The sequence below is a fragment of the Kribbella sp. NPDC051137 genome (genome assembly GCF_040682535.1).
GTDB classification, from domain to species: domain Bacteria; phylum Actinomycetota; class Actinomycetes; order Propionibacteriales; family Kribbellaceae; genus Kribbella; species Kribbella karoonensis.
Genome location: NZ_JBFBBI010000007.1, coordinates 350,011 through 367,818, shown reverse-complemented (window position 1 = coordinate 367,818; position 17,808 = coordinate 350,011). Strand labels below are relative to the sequence as shown.

The 17,808-nt window shown below is 70.4% G+C and carries 19 protein-coding genes; 14 read left to right on the top strand and 5 right to left on the bottom strand.

Translation table 11 applies throughout. From position 1 onward, the window contains the following. Nucleotides 1-120: 120 nt before the first annotated feature. Nucleotides 121-849 (bottom strand): hypothetical protein, encoded by a 729-nt coding sequence (locus AB0M51_RS37140; RefSeq protein WP_363752976.1) that lies wholly within the window; start codon nt 847-849, stop codon nt 121-123. A 59-nt stretch (nt 850-908) separates the two neighbouring features. On the opposite strand from AB0M51_RS37140, the gene AB0M51_RS37135 reads away from it, so the two are divergent. The 6 genes from AB0M51_RS37135 (at nt 909) to AB0M51_RS37110 (ending at nt 6,271) form a co-directional block, all read left to right on the top strand. Next, nucleotides 909-1,319: a MarR family transcriptional regulator gene (locus AB0M51_RS37135; protein ID WP_344190920.1), complete on the top strand. Its 411-nt coding sequence runs from the start codon at nt 909-911 to the stop codon at nt 1,317-1,319. A 73-nt stretch (nt 1,320-1,392) separates the two neighbouring features. Further along, nucleotides 1,393-2,331: a pyridoxal-phosphate dependent enzyme gene (locus tag AB0M51_RS37130; protein ID WP_363752972.1), complete on the top strand. Its 939-nt coding sequence runs from the start codon at nt 1,393-1,395 to the stop codon at nt 2,329-2,331. Nucleotides 2,332-2,413: 82 nt separating this feature from the next. Further along, complete coding sequence (locus AB0M51_RS37125) at nt 2,414-2,977, top strand: sigma-70 family RNA polymerase sigma factor (protein WP_344190924.1); 564 nt, start codon at nt 2,414-2,416, stop codon at nt 2,975-2,977. Next, nucleotides 2,974-3,876, top strand: coding sequence for a hypothetical protein (locus AB0M51_RS37120; protein WP_344190926.1), 903 nt, complete (start codon nt 2,974-2,976; stop codon nt 3,874-3,876). Before AB0M51_RS37125 ends, AB0M51_RS37120 begins: the two co-directional genes overlap by 4 nt. A 163-nt stretch (nt 3,877-4,039) precedes the next feature. Beyond that, on the top strand, nt 4,040-5,266 hold the full coding sequence (locus tag AB0M51_RS37115; RefSeq protein WP_363752968.1) for an MFS transporter: 1,227 nt from the start codon (nt 4,040-4,042) through the stop codon (nt 5,264-5,266). Nucleotides 5,267-5,275: 9 nt separating this feature from the next. Next, the gene (locus tag AB0M51_RS37110) at nt 5,276-6,271 is read left to right on the top strand and encodes a hydroxyacid dehydrogenase (protein WP_363752965.1); all 996 of its coding nucleotides are present in this window, start codon (nt 5,276-5,278) and stop codon (nt 6,269-6,271) included. Here AB0M51_RS37110 and aroQ read toward each other — a convergent pair whose 3' ends face one another. Further along, a complete protein-coding gene (gene aroQ / locus AB0M51_RS37105) occupies nt 6,272-6,874 on the bottom strand; it encodes a gamma subclass chorismate mutase AroQ (protein WP_363752962.1) in 603 nt (200 codons plus the stop codon). Nucleotides 6,875-7,072: 198 nt separating this feature from the next. Between aroQ and sigK the strand changes: the two genes are divergently transcribed. From sigK to AB0M51_RS37065, 8 genes are all read left to right on the top strand, one after another. After that, a complete protein-coding gene (sigK, locus tag AB0M51_RS37100; RefSeq protein WP_344190932.1) occupies nt 7,073-7,681 on the top strand; it encodes an ECF RNA polymerase sigma factor SigK in 609 nt (202 codons plus the stop codon). Continuing rightward, nucleotides 7,681-8,394 (top strand): anti-sigma factor, encoded by a 714-nt coding sequence (locus AB0M51_RS37095; protein ID WP_363752959.1) that lies wholly within the window; start codon nt 7,681-7,683, stop codon nt 8,392-8,394. The genes sigK and AB0M51_RS37095 overlap by 1 nt, the downstream gene beginning before the upstream one ends. Nucleotides 8,395-8,423: 29 nt before the next feature. Beyond that, complete coding sequence (locus AB0M51_RS37090; RefSeq protein WP_363752956.1) at nt 8,424-8,858, top strand: PaaI family thioesterase; 435 nt, start codon at nt 8,424-8,426, stop codon at nt 8,856-8,858. A 113-nt stretch (nt 8,859-8,971) separates the two neighbouring features. Next, nucleotides 8,972-9,607 (top strand): DUF3558 family protein, encoded by a 636-nt coding sequence (locus AB0M51_RS37085; protein ID WP_363752953.1) that lies wholly within the window; start codon nt 8,972-8,974, stop codon nt 9,605-9,607. Between the two features lie 152 nt (nt 9,608-9,759). Further along, nucleotides 9,760-11,088, top strand: coding sequence for a DHA2 family efflux MFS transporter permease subunit (locus AB0M51_RS37080; RefSeq protein WP_363752950.1), 1,329 nt, complete (start codon nt 9,760-9,762; stop codon nt 11,086-11,088). After that, nucleotides 11,088-12,038: a sigma-70 family RNA polymerase sigma factor gene (locus AB0M51_RS37075; RefSeq protein ID WP_344190940.1), complete on the top strand. Its 951-nt coding sequence runs from the start codon at nt 11,088-11,090 to the stop codon at nt 12,036-12,038. The genes AB0M51_RS37080 and AB0M51_RS37075 overlap by 1 nt, the downstream gene beginning before the upstream one ends. Then, on the top strand, nt 12,038-12,793 hold the full coding sequence (locus tag AB0M51_RS37070; RefSeq protein WP_363752947.1) for an isocitrate lyase/phosphoenolpyruvate mutase family protein: 756 nt from the start codon (nt 12,038-12,040) through the stop codon (nt 12,791-12,793). The genes AB0M51_RS37075 and AB0M51_RS37070 overlap by 1 nt, the downstream gene beginning before the upstream one ends. 106 nt (nt 12,794-12,899) lie before the next feature. Next, nucleotides 12,900-13,103, top strand: a complete 204-nt coding sequence (locus AB0M51_RS37065; RefSeq protein WP_344190944.1) for an antitoxin — start codon at nt 12,900-12,902, stop codon at nt 13,101-13,103. 77 nt (nt 13,104-13,180) lie between these two features. On the opposite strand, the gene AB0M51_RS37060 is transcribed toward AB0M51_RS37065, so the two are convergent. From AB0M51_RS37060 to AB0M51_RS37050, 3 genes are read right to left on the bottom strand one after another with little or no spacing between them, the layout of a single operon-like run. Beyond that, nucleotides 13,181-14,014, bottom strand: a complete 834-nt coding sequence (locus AB0M51_RS37060; RefSeq protein WP_363752943.1) for a class I SAM-dependent methyltransferase — start codon at nt 14,012-14,014, stop codon at nt 13,181-13,183. Then, nucleotides 14,007-15,461, bottom strand: coding sequence for an FGGY-family carbohydrate kinase (locus tag AB0M51_RS37055; RefSeq protein WP_363752940.1), 1,455 nt, complete (start codon nt 15,459-15,461; stop codon nt 14,007-14,009). Before AB0M51_RS37055 ends, AB0M51_RS37060 begins: the two co-directional genes overlap by 8 nt. Beyond that, the gene (locus tag AB0M51_RS37050; protein WP_363752937.1) at nt 15,458-17,773 is read right to left on the bottom strand and encodes a glycoside hydrolase N-terminal domain-containing protein; all 2,316 of its coding nucleotides are present in this window, start codon (nt 17,771-17,773) and stop codon (nt 15,458-15,460) included. The genes AB0M51_RS37055 and AB0M51_RS37050 overlap by 4 nt, the downstream gene beginning before the upstream one ends. Between the last annotated feature and the right edge of the window lie 35 nt (nt 17,774-17,808).

Sequence of the window (17,808 nt, the reverse complement as noted above, 5' to 3'; positions counted from 1 at the left end):
GGGGTCAGCTGCTCTGCGACGAATTCTGGCACACCCTGCGACGCAGTGACGCACGTCCGCAGCCGAAACGCCAGCACACGGTTCGGATTCCGGAGCGGGGTTTCGGATGCCGGAGCGAGCTCAGTTGTCGGTGCCCTGGATCAGGCTGTTCCAGTCGATGGTGTGCTGACCGAGCGCGACGTCGCCGCGGACGAACCTGGTCGGGTCGCCGGCAGCGCGCGGGTTCGAGGCGAGCCAGGCCGCGACGCCGTCCGGGTGCCGGCGGGCGAGCTCGTCGAGGTACGCCCGGCGCTCCTCGACGACGCGCAACTGGTCGACGGGCGAGGCGGCCCGCTGCAGACCGGGGAAGCTCGCCCGCCAGGCGAGGCACAACGCCTCGTCGCTCAAGTCGGTCAGATCGGTCAGATCCTCGACAGGCCGCGCCGCGGGCTGGTGTTTCGCCTTCGCCTGCTTCTTCGGCTTGCGGGCCGGCCGAGGGGCCGGGCGAGGGGCTGGCGGTTCGCGGAACCAGCCGATCCAGTGCGGCACGACGTACGGCGAACCACCGATCACGAACAGCCCGACCAAGACGGCCGTCCACGTGCCGGCCAGCGAGCCCAGGCCGGCGATCACGATCGTCCCGGCGCCGGACAGCACGGTGCACTTGGCGACTGTCGTCCACACCTCGCGCGGCCGCCGGGTGGTCTCGTCGGGGTTCAGCACGACCAGCGCGATCATCCCGCCGGTGGCTCCGGCCACCGCGAACAGCAACACCAGCACGGACACCGGCCAGTCCGCGGCTCCGAGCAGGCCGGCCACCCCGGCGACACCGCAGAACACGACCCAGCCGACCCGACAGACCATCGCCATCACTCGTCCTCCACGCTCGCTTCGCGCGGATTTGTATCGTAACACGATACTCTGGAGCCATGACCACGGAGGCACTCACGAAGGCGGACTTCGAGGCGCTGGCCCGGTTCCGCTTCGGCATCCGGCGGTACCTGCGGTTCAGCGAGCAGACCGTCCGCGAACACGGCCTGACCCCGCAGCAGTACCAGCTGATGCTGGCGCTGAAGGGTTATCCCGGCCGCGAGTGGGCGACGCTGCGTGAGCTCGCGGACCGGCTGCAGCTACGCCACCACAGCGTCGTCGAGCTGGTCGACCGCGCGCAGGCGCAGCAGCTGGTACGCCGGGATCCGCATCCCGCGGACGCCCGCGCCGTCCAGGTACGCCTGACCTCGGAGGGCGAGCACGCCCTCGCCCGCCTGAGCGCACTGCACCGCGACGAGCTCCAGCGGATGTCCGCGGTCCTCACGCTCCCCGAGTGGACCGAGCTCTGAGCGCCGTGCGGACGACGATGATCCCCTTCGATCCGAAGATCCAGGACGACACTGTCGTACGGCCGGTCCCCTCGTGAACCCCCTCGAGTTCCACCGCAGTATGCCCGGTTACGCGCCGACGCCGTTGATCGAGTTCGGCGGGTTCCGGGTGAAGGACGAGTCGAACCGGTTCGGACTGCCGGCGTTCAAGGTGCTCGGCGCGTCGTGGGCGGTGAACCAGGCACTCGGACCGGCGCGCACGTTCGCCGAGCTCGCGGCGAAGGTCCGGCCGGTGACCTTGGTGACGGCAACGGACGGGAACCACGGCCGGGCGCTCGCCTACCTCGCGCGGGTTCTCGGGCTGACGTCCCGGATCTACCTCCCCGGCGGGCTCCCGGAGTCCACCCGACAGGTGATCAGCGCCGAGGGCGCGACCGTCATCGACACCGGACGCCCGTACGACGAAGCAGTCCAGCTCGCCGCCGGCAGCGTCACCACCGGCGACGTGCTGATCCAGGACACGGCGTGGCCCGGGTACGAGGACGTGCCGCGGTGGATCGTCGCCGGCTACGACACGCTCTTCGCGGAGATCGACGAGCAACTTCCCCGCTGCACGCGGGCGGGGAAGGGCGTTCCCGACCTGGTCGTCGTCCCGACGGGCGTCGGCTCGCTCCTCCAGTCCGCGCTGGAGCACTACCGCGGCCGTGCCAGGGTCCTCGCCGTCGAGCCCACCACCGCCGCCTGCGTCGGCGCCTCCCTCGAGGCCGGAAAGCCGGTCTCAGTCGACACTTCCACCCCGACCATCATGGCCGGCCTCAACTGCGGCACCGTCTCCTCGATCGCCTGGCCCACCATCCGTGACCACCTCGACATGGCCGTCACCGTCACCGACGACGAGGCCCGCGCCGCCATGCACGTCCTCCACGCCCACAACATCCAGGCCGGCCCGTGTGGCGCGGCAGCCCTCGCAGGCGCCCAGAAAGCCGCACTGCAAGCAACCTCCGTCGTACTGATCAGCACCGAGGGCGTCTGACCCCGATCGACCGCACCGCCCCGGGCGGGACCCCGGGCGGAGGGTCGGGACATGAAGGGGGTGACTGCGGGACGATCTGGAGGTGGCGGTGGGCGACGGGGAGTTGTGGGAGCGGGGGCCGGACGGCTTCGGGGTGCTGTTCGATCGGCATGCGAAGGTCGTCTACAACTTCGTGTTCCGGCGGATCGGGTCCTGGAGCGACGCCGAGGACCTGACCTCGCTGGTGTTCCTGCACGCCTGGCGGCGGCGGAGCGACGTCGTACTGGTGCACGACTCGGCGCTGCCCTGGCTGCTGCGGACGGCGGACTACGTGGTGCGGAACGAGCGCCGGCGGCAACGGTTCCGCTGGCTGAACGTGCACAAGCAGGTGCCGGCCACGGACGAGCCCGACCACGCCGACCGGGTGGTCGCGCGCATCGACGACGAACGCGAAGCCCGCCGGTTGCGGGCGCTGCTGGAGAAGTTGCCGCGGCACGAGCAGGAGATCGTCGAGCTCTGCTTCTGGAGCGGCCTCGACGCGCAGTCCGCGGCCGTCGCGCTCGACGTACCGCTCGGCACCGTGAAGTCCCGGCTCGCCCGGGCGCGCAAGCGCCTCCGCGAGCTCAGCGTCGTCGTACCGTCGGATTCCCTGGAGAAGCTGTCATGAACGAACTGCTCACCCGCCGGCCCGACCGCCCGCTGCCGCCCGAGACGCATGAGCGCCTCCGCGCGGAACTGCTGGCCGCCATCGAAACCACACCGCGCCGCACACTGGCACCGCTCGTCGCGGCCGCCGCCGTACTCGTCGTGGTCGCGGGCCTGGTGGTCGCGGTGCGGATGTCGAAACCGCACACCGAGCCGCCCGCCGCCCGGCCGAACGCGACCAGAGCACTGACGGCCGCCGAGACCGCGACCCTGCGCACGCAGTGCCTGACCGAGGCGGACCGGATCACCAGCAAGTCGCTGCCGCACCCGTTCACCGATTTCAAGGTGCAGCGAGCGTTCGAGTTCAGCGGCGTGCAGGACCCGAAGGCGGTCAGCACCTGGCTGATCGGGTACGGCGTCGAGAAGTTCCCGAGGCCGAAGGGGGTGCCGCCGCTGCCGGAGCGGAGCACTCCGACGTACTGGCTGTGCAGCCGCACCAAGGGCGGCGTGATCAGCGAGCCGAGCATCCGGTTCGGCCCCGGAGCCCGGCTGTCCGGCAGCCCGTTCATGCGGATCGCCCGGAACGCCGGTGTCTACACCAAGTCGGTCGACCGGATCACGGTCCAGCCGAAGGGTCAGCCGCCGCTGGAAGCCGTGCTCCAGGACGGGTTCTGGTTCGCCCCGACCGTCGGGCGCACCAACTGGGGACCGTACGACTCCGACGATCCGGGCCGCAACGACTTCGTGGTCCGGGCGTACGACGTGAACGGCACGTTGCTCGGCACCGACAGCGGGATCAACCCCAGCGCGCCGACAGTGACCTGCCCGTTGGTGTTCGTCACGCTGCCGAACGGCAAGACCGACACGGTCCCGCAGACGCCGACGCGGCCCGAGTGCGTCGAGTACCGCTGGCCCTCCTGAGCACGGAGGGCCGGGGGCCCGGGCCACTGTTTACCGGAAGATCCACGACTATGGAATACAGTCTGCGTAATTGTGATCAGAACTGCACCTGAGTTCGCAGTTCCTGGCAGATTTGATCAACTTCCTCTTGCCGTGAGCGATCCGCTCGGGGTGAGATGGGCAGATGACGGACACGCGACCCGCCGGCACAGACCAGTCAGGAACGGAGGGGCGGGGGTTCTCCTACCGCCCGTTCATCTGGCTGGCGGTCGCGACGTTCTCGATGGGCATCGACGGCTACGTGCTGGCCGGCCTGCTGCCGCAGATCGCCGGCGACCTGTCGGTCACGCCGGCGGCGGCCGGTCAGCTGATGTCGGTCTTCGCGTTCACCGCCGCACTCGCCGGTCCGGTGCTCGGCACGCTCACGTCGCGCTGGGAACGCCGTACCACGATCGCGCTGTCGCTGGGCGTGTTCGTGCTCGGGAACGTGGTGGTCGCGGTCGCGACGAACTACCCGGTCGCACTCAGCGGCCGGGTGCTCGCGGCGCTCGGCGGCAGCCTGCTGAACGCGGCCGTCACCGGGTACGTGATCGCGCTGACCCCGTCGGAGCACCACGGCAAGGCGTTGTCGTTCGTGCTCGGCGGGTGGATGACCGCGACGGCGCTCGGCGTACCGATCGGGCTGGTGATCGGGCAGTCGAGCTGGCGGTTCCCGATGGTGATGGTCGCGGTGGTCGGCACGGTCGCGCTGATCGGGATCCTGCTGCGACTCCCCCAGTTGCACTTGCCCGGCGGCACGCTGGTCGAACGGCTGCGCCCGCTCGGACAACCGCGACTGGTGGCCGGCCTGCTCGTCACCACCGGCATCCTGTGCAGCAGCTACGCATGTTTCACGTACGCGACCCTGATCCTCGAGCCGCACTTCCACGTCAAGTGGGCGATGATCGCGATCATGTTCGGGTACGGCGTGTCCAGCATGGCCGGCAACGCCGTGACAGGACGACTGGTCGACAGGTTCACCGCGCTGAAGGTGCTCACCGTCGTCCTGGTCGGGCTGTTCCTGAACGCGGTCCTCGGCATGGTCGCGTTGATGTTCGCGCCGGCCATGGTGGCGGCGGTCTGGGGTCTGGTGTGGTTCTTCTCGGCCGGCGTCGGGAACGGCGGCGGCGCCGTGCCGCAGCAGGCGCGGCTCGCGTCGATGGCGCCGGACTCCGCCGCGATCGTGATGGCTCTGAACGGCAGCGCGATCTCACTGGGCTCGGCCCTCGGCAGCGGTCTGGGCGGCATAGCCCTGACCGCGGGCGCGGCCCCGAACGGCCTGCTCGGCGTGTCGGCCGCCATCCTGGCGATCACGGTCGGCCTGCATCTGCTGGTCGCCCGCGCCGCCCGGAACGCCGGAGCCGCGGCGTAGGATTCGGTCATGGCCGAAAAGCTGCGGATCGTGCTGGCGGCGACGCCGTCGTACCGGGAGATGGTATTCGCGCCGGAGAGCGTGGCGCGGCTGGAGGCGCTCGGCGAGATCGTCGTACTGGACGATCCGGGTGATGCCGGCGCGCTGTGCGCGGCGTTGCCGGGGACCGGCGTGCTGATCACGTCCTGGGGTGCGACGCCGCTCACCGCCGACGTGCTGGATCACGCGGACCAACTGCGGCTGGTCGCGCACAGCGCGTCGTCGGTGAAGCACTTCGTCACCGACGAGATGTTCCGGCGCGGACTGCGGATCACCCAGGCCGGGCAGGCGATGGCAGAGCCGGTCGCGGAGGTGTCGCTCGCGTTCACGTTGAGCCTGCTGCACCGGATCCAGCGGTTCGACCACGGGATGCACGCCGGCCGCTGGCGAGACCCGGTGCCGCCGCAGCACGGGCTGACCGCTTCCCGGATCGGGGTCGTCGGGGCGTCCCGGACCGGTGCCGAGTACATCCGGATGCTGGTCGCGCTCGGGGCCGAGGTGGTTGCCTACGACCCCTATCTCACCGACGAGCGGGCGGCCGGGCTCGGCGTACGGCGGTGTGACCTCGACGAACTGCTCCGCAGCAGCCGGGTGGTCGCGCTGCATGCGCCGACTCTGCCCGAGACGCACCGGTTGATCGGCGCCCGCGAACTGGCACTGATGCCCGACGGCGCCGCGCTGGTGAACACGGCCCGTTCCTGGCTGGTGGACATGGACGCGCTGCTCGACGAGCTGCGATCCGGCCGGCTGGACGCCGCGCTGGACGTGTTCGACGAGGAGCCGCTGCCGGCGGACAGCCCGTTCCGCGGGCTGCCCAACGTGCTGCTCACGCCGCACCAGGCCGCCGCGACCGTCGAGTGCTATTTCGGGATGGGCGCGATCACCGCCGACGAGATCGAGCGGTACGCCGCCGGGCAGCCCCTGCGGTACGAACTGTCGGAGGCCGCCCTCGCCCGGATGGGGTGATCAGCAGGTAGCGGCCGAGGCGGTCCGCAGCGCTCGTCGGTGCAGCGGGTCGAGGTGGTGGCGGGCGGCACCCGTCGCGTCGGCGACCACCAGCGCGATGTCGCAGTGCAGGCCGCTCCGGCGCAGGTGGTCCACGCGGACCAGCTCGGCCAGCAGCTGGGTGGTGATCGTGTCGAGCTTCTGCCGGATCACGTTCAGGTCCGGGCCGCTGGTCGGCGCCTTGTCCGGGTGCGCCGCCCAGTACGCGAGCAGTCCGCGCTGAACCACCTTGCTGGCCTCGATCTGCGCCTGGAAGAACGCCGCGGTCGCGTCCGGATCGATGCCGAGCTGGACGGCGGACGCCCGGACCGAGGTCAGGATCTGCTGCTCCCGGACCGGGTCGTCGACCGGCTTGCCGCTGAAGTACTTCGACGCGGCCACGTCGTCGCCGACCAGGATCCGCTGGATGACCAGCTCGGTCAGCCCGTCGAACGTCACCTGACCGTCGTGCACTCCCCCGAGCTGCACGGACGGTACAGGTGCCGCGTCCGCGGCCGGCATCAGGACCAACGACGTACCGGCAGTGGCCGCCGCCACGGCTCCGGTGATCAGCTGTCGAAGCACTTGCTCCACCTCTCCACGAACGGTTACCGACCGGCAGGCGACTGTACGCCGCCCAGGGTGCACGAACCTTCACTTTCACCGTCGTCGAAGTCACCCATCCGATTCGCGGCCGGCACCGAAGTACCCGCGACAGCACCCCCGACAGCACCCCCGAGGAAGGCCCGACGTCATGCCCGCGAACGCTACGGTGAGCTGATCGTGACCGAACCCACCGCGCTGCCCTGGCCCGGCGGACCGCAACAGCGGCCCGGCGCGACCACGGACGGCGACCTGCTGACGCTGACCGCGGCCGGCGACGCCGCGGCATTCAGCACGCTCTACGACCGGGTGTCGCCCGCGGTGTTCGGCCTGGTCCGCCGGATCCTGCGGAACCCGGCGCAGTCCGAGGAGGTCACCCAGGAGGTGATGCTCGACGTCTGGCGGACGGCGACCCGGTACGACGCCGCGCGCGGCTCCGCGCACTCGTGGATCCTGACCATCGCGCACCGCCGCGCGGTCGACCGGGTCCGCTCCGAGCAGGCCGCCGCCGACCGGGCCGAACAGGTCGGCGCGCGCTCGGCCGACGTCGAGTTCGACCAGGTCGCGGACACCGTCAGCACCCGGCTCGAGGCCGAGCAGGTACGCCGCTGCCTCGGGACCCTGACCGAGCTGCAACGCGAGTCGATCGAGCTCGCGTACTACAACGGCTACAGCTATCCGGAGGTCGCCCAGCAGCTCGGCGCCAAGCTTCCGACCGTCAAAGCGAGAATGCGCGACGGCCTGATCCGGCTCCGCGACTGCCTCGGAACCACGAAGGGGCCTGCGTGATGACCGAATCCGACGTGCACACCCTCACCGGCCCGTACGTCCTGGACGCACTGCCGGACGACGAACGCGCCCGCTTCGAGGCGCACCTGGCCGGCTGCACGTTCTGCCGCACCGAGGTCGCCGAACTGCGCGCCGCCGCGGTCAAGCTCGCCACCCAGGTCGCGACCCCGCCGCCGCCCGGACTCAAGGCCGACGTGATGGCCGCGATCGAGCACGTCCGCCAGCTCCCGCCGGTGGTCCACGAGCCTGCGCCTCTGGTACGGCGGCGCTTCGGCCGCCGCTCGGTCCTCGCACTCGCCGCGGCCGGCGCACTGGTCGCGGCGAGCGGCGGAATCGCGATCGACCAGTACCGAGGCCGGACGAGCGCGGAGCAGGCGAGCCGGCAAGTGGCCGCCGTACTGGCCGAGCCCGACGCACGCACCGTGCACGGCACCGTCCGCGGCGGCGGCCAGGCCACGGTCGTCACGTCCGACCGGGCAGACAAGTCGGTCGTCGTACTGCATGACCTGCCGAAGCTCCCGTCCGGCCGGACCTGGCAGCTGTGGATGATCGACCCGCAACAGACCGCGCACTCGATCGGCCTCGCGGCCGGCGACCTGACCCGGGTGATCAACGGCTCGACCACCGGGATGACGACGTTCGGCCTCACCGTGGAGCCCGACGGCGGCTCGCGAACCCCCACGATGCCGGCGGCGGCGCTGATTCCGCTTTAGGACCAGACAGGTCCTAGTAGTCTCCCGCCATGGTGACGGCCGAGGTGCGCGAGCGGGTACAGGCCAGTTTCGACCGCCAGGGGCTGATGGAACACCTCGGCGCGCGGATCTCGTACATCGGCGCCGGCGAGGTGCACATCCAGCTACCCAGCCGCCCCGAGGTCACCCAGCAACACGGCTACTTCCACGCCGGCGCCACCAGCTCGATCGCCGACAGCGCCGGCGGGTACGCCGCGTTCACGCTGTTCCCCGAGGGCACGTCGGTCCTCACCGTCGAGTTCAAGATCAACCTCCTCGCCCCCGCCGAAGGCGACCACCTCGAGGCAATCGGCACCGTCATCAAACCCGGCCGCACCCTCACCATCTGCCGCCTCGAGGTCTTCGGCATCACCCCCACCACCCGCACGCTCGTCGCCGCCGGTCAGCAAACCCTCATCCAGATCGAGGCCCGCACCGAACGCTGAGGGTTCGGAGGCGGCTACCGCGCGTCCGTCCGGCTCGGACCTGTCGTTTCGCTAAAGTGCGGCCGGACTGGGGGCAGCGGTCCCCCGGCCGGCTCTCCAGGGGAATGCTTTTCATGCTGAAGATCAGTTTCGGTCGGGTGGTCGCCGTTGTCGCGGCCGTCGTCTGGACGGGTTCGTGTTCGGTGACGGCGCCCGAGGTGAAGCCGATCGAACAGCCGACGTTGAGCCGACCTTCCGAAACACCGGTTTCGTCGGCGAGCCCCAGCGAACCGTCGGCGCCCCCGAGCCGGACCGCGGGGTCATGGGTCCCGTCCCCTCGCCCACGGACCGGAGAACTCGACCTCTCGACGGTCCGGGACTGCACCGCTCTCGATCGGATCCCGGTCGAGAGGTGGCAACTGAAGAAGGGGAAGCCGGTCGCGGAGTGGCTCGGGAAGACCGGCACCCTGGTCTGCACCTGGGCCTACCGTCAGCCACCGTACTCGCTCACGGTGATCGTGTACCAGCAAAGCGTCTACGACGGGACGATCTTCAGCGACGCCGAGCCGAAGGAGATCGAGGTCGGCGGACTCCCGGCCTGGTCCGGAGCGCGGATGCGGGTCCGGCCGACCTGCGAGGTCGTGATCGACACTCACGAGGGCCAGCACGCGGTCGTCGACTACAACGTCACCGGCCCGGTCGAAGGACGCACGGTGAACTGCGCCGTCATGCCGGAGATCGCCGCAGACGTGATCACGGCCCTGCGCTGATCAAGACGACGCAGCTTGCCAGGAGCCGAGAACTCGTACTCATCGCAGCGATGAGTTCGGGGGGTTTCGCCGGTCTACAGGGGTGACAGCAATCCCTGGAGGGCCTTGTGCGAGAACGATGGGTTTTGGGGTTGACCTCTCTCGGTTCGTTCATGGTGGCGTTGGACACCCTGGTGGTGGCCGCGGCGCTGACGACGATCCGGGCTGACCTCGGTGCTTCGGCCGAGCAGTTGGAGTGGACGGTCAACTCGTATGCGTTGAGTTTTGCGATGCTTCTGATGACGGCTGCCGCGATCGGTGACCGTCTGGGGCGGCGGCGTACCTATGCGGCCGGCCTGGCCTTGTTCACCGCGGCGTCGGTCGCCTGTGCTTTGGCTACCTCGCTGCCGTTCCTGATCGTCGCGCGCACCGTGCAAGGGGCCGGGGCGGCGTTCGTGATGCCGTTGGCGATGAGTTTGCTCGGGGCGGCGTTCCCGCCGGAGCGGCGCGGGCGGGCGATCGGGGTGTTCAGCGGCGTGACCGGGATCGCGGTCCTCGGCGGTCCGCTGATCGGCGGTGCGGTCACCGAAGGGCTGTCCTGGCAGTGGATCTTCTGGATCAACGTGCCGATCGGCGTACTCGCGATCGTGCTCGTGCTCGCGAAGATCCCGGAGAGCACCGGCCCGGCGCGGCGGCTCGATCTGGTCGGCGCGGTGCTGATCAGCCTCGCCGTACTCGGGCTGGTCTGGGGCACAGTCCGCGGCGAGTCGGCGGGCTGGACGAGTGCCGAAGTACTGTCCGCGTTCGCGATCGGTGTCGTGATGCTGCTCGCCTTCGGGCTGTGGGAACGCCGTACCCGCCACGCGATGGTGCCGCTGGCGCTCTTCCGGAACCGGACGTTCACCGCGGCGAACTCGGCCGGGTTCTTCCTCAGCGCGGCGCTGTTCAGTGCGGTGTTCTTCCTCTCGCAGTACATGCAGGTCGGGCTCGGGTCGGCGCCGCTGAAGGCCGGGCTGCAGCTGCTGCCGTGGACGGCGACGCTGTTCGTGATCGGGCCGATCGCGGGACGCCTGGTCGACCGGGTCGGCGAACGTCCGCTGGTCGTCGTCGGTATGGCGTTGCAGGCGGCCGGCATGTTCTGGGTCAGCCGCGGCACCAGCCACTACTGGGAGCTCGTCGTACCGCTGATGGTCACCGGTTCCGGGATCTCCCTCGCGATGCCGGCGGCGCAGAGCGCGGCGATGTCCGCGCTGCCGCGGGAGTCGGTCGGGATCGCGTCCGGCGTCTACAGCATGAACCGCCAGCTCGGCGGCGCGGCCGGGGTCGCGGTCCTCGGCTCGGTGTTCACGGCCGCGGGCGGGTACGCCGGTCACGGTTTCACCCGGGCGCTCGCGGGTTGCGGCGTACTGTCGTTGCTCGCGGCGCTGTCGGGTCTCGCGATCGCGGCCCGCAGCCGCACCACCCGGCCGGCTGCGAAGGCGAAGGTCGCGGAAGGAGTCTGATGAACCTCGAGGAGGAGTTCGCGGAGCATCGGGGCGAGCTGGTCGCGCACTGCTACCGGATGCTCGGCTCGCTGCACGACGCCGAGGACGCCGTCCAGGAGACGTACCTGCGCGCGTGGCGCGGTCACGCGGACTTCGAGCACCGTTCGTCGGTCCGGACCTGGCTGTACCGGATCGCCACCAACGTGTGCCTGAACCTCCTGCAGCACAGCAGCCGGCGGATCGTCCCGTCGGCACTGGGTGCCCCGGGCAACGATCCGGAGGACATCCACGCCCAGGCGCTGGAGGTGCCGTGGCTGGAGCCGTTCCCGGACCAGCTGCTCGGCGCCGACCCGGCCACCGTGGTCGGCGAGCGAGCGAGTCTGCGGCTCGCGATGGTCGCCGCCATGCAGCACCTGCCGCCGCGGCAACGCGCCGTACTGATCCTCCGCGAGGTGCTCACCTGGCCGGCCGCCGACGTCGCCTCGTTGCTCGACACAACGACCACCGCGGTGAACAGCTCCCTGCAGCGGGCCCGCGCTGAGCTCGCCCGGCTGCGGCCGCGCGAGGACGAGCTGAGCGAACCGCACGAACCGCTCAGGCGGGCGCTGCTCGACCAGTTCCAGGCCGCGATGGAGAGCAAGGACCTGGTGCTGCTCGAAGGCCTGTTCACCGAGGACGCGCGCTGGGAGATGCCGCCGATCCCGACCTGGTTCAGCGGGCGTGCCGACGTACTGCGGCTGCTCGACTCGAAGCTCCGGCCGGGTCCGGACCGGCGCCGGCTGGTCGCCACCTCGGCCAACGGGCAGCCGGCGTTCGCGATGTACATCCGCGGCGCCGACGACCAGTTCCACGCGCACTCGGTGAAGGTGCTGACGCTCACGAAGAACGCGGTCTCGGCGGTGCTCGCGTTCCACCAACCTGCTTTGTTCCCGGCCTTCGGGCTGCCTCTGATCTGTGGGAGATCCTGATGTCCCTGGCAACTACTTTGCGAGACCTGCACGTTCCCGGTACGCCGTTGGTGGTACCCAACGCGTGGGACGCCGCCTCGGCGCGGCTGATCGAGGAGGCCGGCTTCGGCGCGGTCGCCACCAGTAGCAACGCGACCGCCGCGGTCCTCGGGTACGACGACGGCGAGCACGCGCCGGTCGTCGACGTTCTCGCCGGCGCGGCCCGGATCGCACGCTCGGTGTCGGTCCCGGTGACGGTCGACTTCGAACGCGGGTACCGGTTGAAGCCCGGCGAACTCGTCGAACGGTTCGTCGCCACCGGGGCCGCCGGCCTCAACCTGGAGGACTCCGACCCGGCCACCGGCACCATGGTCGACCCCGGCGAGCAGGCCGATTTCCTCGCCTCCGTACGCGCAGCGGCCGGTGACGCGCTGGTGATCAACGCCCGCATCGACGTCTTCCTCCGCAAGGCCGGCACGGCGGAGGAACAGTTACGGACGGCCATCGATCGCGGTACGAAATACCTGGCCGCCGGGGCTGACTGTGTGTATCCGATCGGGGTCGTCGACCTGGACCTGATCGGCACGCTGAGCACGCAACTCGAGGGCCCGGTGAACGTCGTCTACGGGCAGGGCGCCCACTCGATCGCCGACTACGCGGCCCGCGGCGCCGCCCGGGTCAGCTTCGGCCCGATGTTCCAGCGGCACCTGTACGGCGTGTTCGCCGCAAGCGTACTTCCCGCGCTGCAGGCGGGCCGGAATCCGTTTACCGGATGAACGCTTCGTCAACGCCCGGCGAGTCCTTGTGTGGAATCCATCGGATCGGGTAAGACGGCTAGGTAGTGGAAGGCAACCATCGAAGGAACGGGGAAAGACGATGGGTATGTTCGACGAAATGAAGGACAAGGCCGAAGAGCTGGCCAAGGACCACCCGGACCAGGTCAACGAGGGCCTCGACAAGGCCGGTGACTTCGTGAACGAGAAGACCGGCGACAAGTTCGGGGACCAGATCGAGCAGGGCGAGGACTTCGCCCGCGAGCGGCTCGGCGGCCAGGGCGGCGACGACAACCAGGACAACAACCAGTAGTCCTGACGCAGCACACCCAGCGGCCGCGGCGACTCGCCGCGGCCGCCGCGTGTCCCGGCTCGCCTCTCAGCCGGCGCTCAGCGCCAGATCACCGCTTCGATCTCCCGGCGCTGTTCCGAGAACAGTCCGTTGCCTGCGGCATTCGTGAGCAGCTCACGCAGGTCGGCCTCGAAGGCCGGCCGGTCCGCGCCGAACTGGTGCGGTGTCGAGCCCGACAACGAGAACACCGCGGCGACCACCTCGTCGACGGTCCGGTCCTCGACCTCGTCCCCGCCGACGACCAGCCTCGTCGGGCCGGCGTACCCGGCGGCGCGCATCACATCCTCCTCGCCGCCGCGCGTCCCGGTCGGCAGCGCGCTCCGGCCGGCCCGGCGTACCGGACCGAGGTAGCGGGTCACCAAATCGTCGATCGCGGACCACGGCGGCCGCGGATGCGGCAACTCCGCCGTACCGTCCAGCCCCCGATGCGTGGTCGCGCCAACGTGTACCCACGCGCCGCCGGGCGCGAGCATCCCGCGGACCCGGTCCGCGACCAGCGCCTGGTCCATCCAGTGGAAGGACTGCGCGAACGTCACCACCTCGAACGTCCCGAGGTCCGCGGGCAGTTCCTCCGCCCGTAGCTGCCGCCATTTCGCGTTGCGTACGCCGGTCCGGGCGGCCCGTTCGGCCGCCACGTCGAGCATGTCGGCGTCCGCGTCGACACCGACCACCTGTGCGAAGTACGGCGCCAGCAACAACGTCACCGGTCCCGGGCCGCAGCCGACATCGAGCAGTCGGTCCTTGCCGTCCAGTTCCAGCTCATCCCGGAGTGCCTCGCCCAGCGCCGCCGGGTAAGCCATCCGGCCGACCGCGTAGTGCTGCGCACTGCCGGCGTACAACGTCTCGTCCCACTGCCAGTCCCAGTCAGTCACCAGCCGAGGCTAGACGGTGGACCAGTCCGCGGGTAACCGGATAAAGCTCGGTGTACGCCTCGAAGAGCGTGTCGTACGTCGCCGCCGTGGCCGGATCGGGTACGACGACGTGATCAGGGCGGGTCCAGTCCGTGTCCGGGGGTACCGCGCCGACGCCGATCGCGGCCAGCAGCGCGTCGCCGTACGAGGCCCCGATCGTCTGCTGTGGAACGGTTTGCCGGACGCCCGCGACGTCGCTGACGATCTGCGTCCACAGGCCGCCCTGCGTACCGCCGCCGACCGCCACGATACGTTCCGCCGTACCGAACACGTCGAGGATCTGCCGCACCCCGCAGGCGATCCCTTCGTAGGTCGCGCGCAACAGGTGACCCCGTCCGTGGCGGAGCGTGAGCCCGGCGATCACGCCGCGCGCGAGCGGGTCGTAGACGGGGGTTCGCTCGCCGCTGAAGTACGGGAGCAGGACGAGCCCTTCGCTGCCCGGGGGTACCGCCGCCGCCTCCTGCAGGAGGGTGTCGAACGGGACGCCGCCGGTGAGGGCCTGCAGCCAGGTCGTGACGGTGCCCGAGGTCGCCATTCCGGCAGCCAGCGTGTGCGATCCGGGCTCGACGCCGGACGTCGTCCAGAGTCCGCGCACACTCGTTGGTGCGGCCAACACTTGGACGAAGAACATCGTCGAGCCGTACATCAGCATCAGGTCGCCCGGGCGCCGGACGCCGACGCTGAACGCCTCCGCCCACGCGTCGACGGTGCCCGCGACGACCGGCGTACCTTCGGCGAGGCCCGTCTGTGCGGCAGCTTCCCGGCGTACGGTCCCGACCTGCTCGGCCGGCCACACCAGGCGTGGCAGGGCGAGCCCCGGCAGGACCTGTTCGACCCAGTCCGCGGCCCAGTCCTGGCGGTGGATGTCGTAGAACGGGTCGCACTGGCTGGCCGTGTGATGGTCGAGGACCCACTCGCCGGTCAGCCGGGCGACGACGTACGTGTGGGCGCTGAACCACCGGTCCTGCGGGCGCCACGCGTCGCCGGCGTCGCGCCTGAGCCAGGCGAGTTTCGGCCCGATCGCCTGGCTGGACAGGTCTTTCCCACAGCGTTCGAGGATCGCGTCGGCGCCGAGCTGCTCGGTGATCTCCGCGATCTCACGCGTCGACCGGGTGTCGACGCCGTACAGGATCGCCGGGCGCCGCGGGCGCAGGTCGTCGCCGGCTTGTACGACGCACGGGCCGAGGCCGGAGACACAGACCGCGGCGACGTCGGTGGGGTCCAGCTCGGCGAGGACCTCGACGACGTCACCCCACCAGTCGCGTTCGGGATCCATCTCGGCCCAGCCCGGTCGTGGCAGGGTCGGCGCGTGGTCGCGGCGGGCGACCGCGACCACCTCACCGTCGAGCGTGCAGCGAACGGCCTTCGTACTGCCGGTCCCGATGTCGACGCCGATGACGAAACTCATCCCCTGATTGTCCAGGTGTACGGGGCGTTCGCGGTCAGGGACACCTCCTCGCGACGGTCCCGGTGGCGGACGACGACCCGGGTGTCGCGGTCGGCCGTGAGTACTGCGGTCGCCGACCGCGGTGACCAGGTCAGGTCGACGCCGACGCCGCCGCGGGCGCGGAGACCGGTGATCGAGCCGTCCGGCCAGGCCTCCGGAAGCGCGGGGAAGATCTCGAGCTCGCCGGTGTGGCTCTGCAGCAGCATCTCGGCGATCCCGGCGGTGGCGCCGAAGTTGCCGTCGATCTGGAACGGCGGGTGCGCGCAGAACAGGTTCGGGTACAGGCCGGAGCCGTCGCCCACGTAGTCGGTGCCGGAGTCACCGGCCGGGGTGAGCAGTTCGCGGACCAGGCGGTGCGCGGCGGCACCGTCACGAAGCCTTGCCCACAACGAGATCCGCCACGCCAGCGACCAGCCGGTGCTCTTGTCGCCACGGAGTTCCAGGGTACGGGCGGCGGCCGCGGCGAGGTCCGGCGTACCGTCCGGGGTGATCTGGTCGCCGGGGTGCAGGCCGATCAGGTGCGACGTGTGCCGGTGCTGCGGTTCCGCCTCCGGGAGGTCGTCGAGCCATTCCTGGAGTTGCCCGCGGGCGCCGATCCTGGGGTCCGGGATCCGCTTGCGGGCGGCCTGCAGAGTGTCGACGAGCGGGTCGGCGAGATCGAGTTCGGCGGCGGCCAGGGCGCAGCGGTCGAAGAGGTCGGCGATCAGCGACAGGTCCATCGTGGACGAGGTCGTCACCGAGGCCGGCTGACCGTCCGGTGCGACGAACTCGTTCTCGGGAGAGGTGGACGGCGTGGTGCCGAGGGTGCCGTCGGGGAGCTCGACCAGCCAGTCCATGGCGAACTCGGCGGCGCCTCGCAGCGTCGGCCAGACGTCGCGCAGGTACTCACGGTCGTTGGTGAACGCATAGTGGTCCCAGAGGTGGCGGCACATCCAGACGCCGGCCATCGGCCAGTTCGCCCACTTCGGGTTGCCGTCCACCGGCGCGGTCCAGCACCAGGCGTCGGCGTTGTGGTGGGCGGCCCAGCCGGCGGCGCCGTACAGGTTTCGTGCTGTGTGCTTTCCGGCTCGGGCGAGGCTCTTGATGTAGGTGAGCAGCGGCTCGTGGCACTCGGAGAGCGAGGTGGTTTCGGCGGGCCAGTAGTTCATCTCGGTGTTGATGTTCACCGTGTAGTTGCTGCTCCACGGCGGCTGCAGGTGCTCGTTCCAGATCCCTTGCAGATTGGTCGGAAGTCCACCTGGCCGCGAGCTTGCGATCATCAGATAACGCCCGAAGTTGTAGATCAGGGCAGCCAGCCCCGGATCACCCCCTGCGTCGACCAACCGCCGATCCGTCGTCAGGTCCACCCCGGACGGCAACACCAGCACAGACCGCCGGAACAACCCCTGGTAGTCCCGCACATGCTCCTCCCGCAACATCTCACCCAGAGACAGCGCGGTGCACACCGTGGTGTCCGCTTGTTCGCGGCAGTCGGTGTGGGTGCGGGTCGGGGCGGTGTGAGGGTCTTCGTAGCCCGTGGCGGTGGAAAGGACCACCAGGAGGTCCGTCGCGTTGGTGACGGTCAGTTTGTCGGCTGAGGGGGTGACGGTGCCATCGGACTGGGCGCGGAGTACGACGGCGGCGTTCATGCCGCGGTCGTCGGCATCGGAGTACTGGATCGGCCGGCCGGTGCCCTTGTGGGGTGGGGCGACCGAAGACGGGCAGGTGGCGAGCAGGGCCAGGCCGTTGCCGCCGAGGGCCTGGGTGGTCGAGCGGAGCTGCGAGGTAAGGCTGAGCGTCACCGTGAGTGGCTGCGAAGCACCCAGACGTAGGATCAATCCTCCCGCCGGTGCGCTGACGTACACCTCCTGCCAGACCTCGACCCCGGCGACCGTGTACTCCGCCCGCGCGACCGCCTCGTCCAGATCCAGCCGTCGCCGATACCCGGTGACCTCTCCGCCGCGCTCGAAGTCCAGCACCAGATCACCCAGCGGCAGATACGCCTGCGAGTGCCCGCTCTGGAACCCGCCCGCCAACTCCTCCGCCGCCCGCACGTCTCCCCGTGCGAGCGCCTCCCGGACCCTCGCCAGCGCGTCCGGTCCGACCTCGCCGTTCGGAGTCGCCAGCCGGCGCGTGGTCGCGGGGCTCCCCGACCAGCACGTCTCGTCGTTCAGCGCGATCCGGTCCTGCGCCGTACCGCCGAACCACATCGCCCCGATCCGGCCGTTGCCGAGCGGCAGCGCCTCCAGCCAGTTCGCCGCGGGAGCGTCGTACGTCAGCTCAGTGGCAGTCATCCGATCTCTCATACCGGGAATCCTCCCCCGGCCGC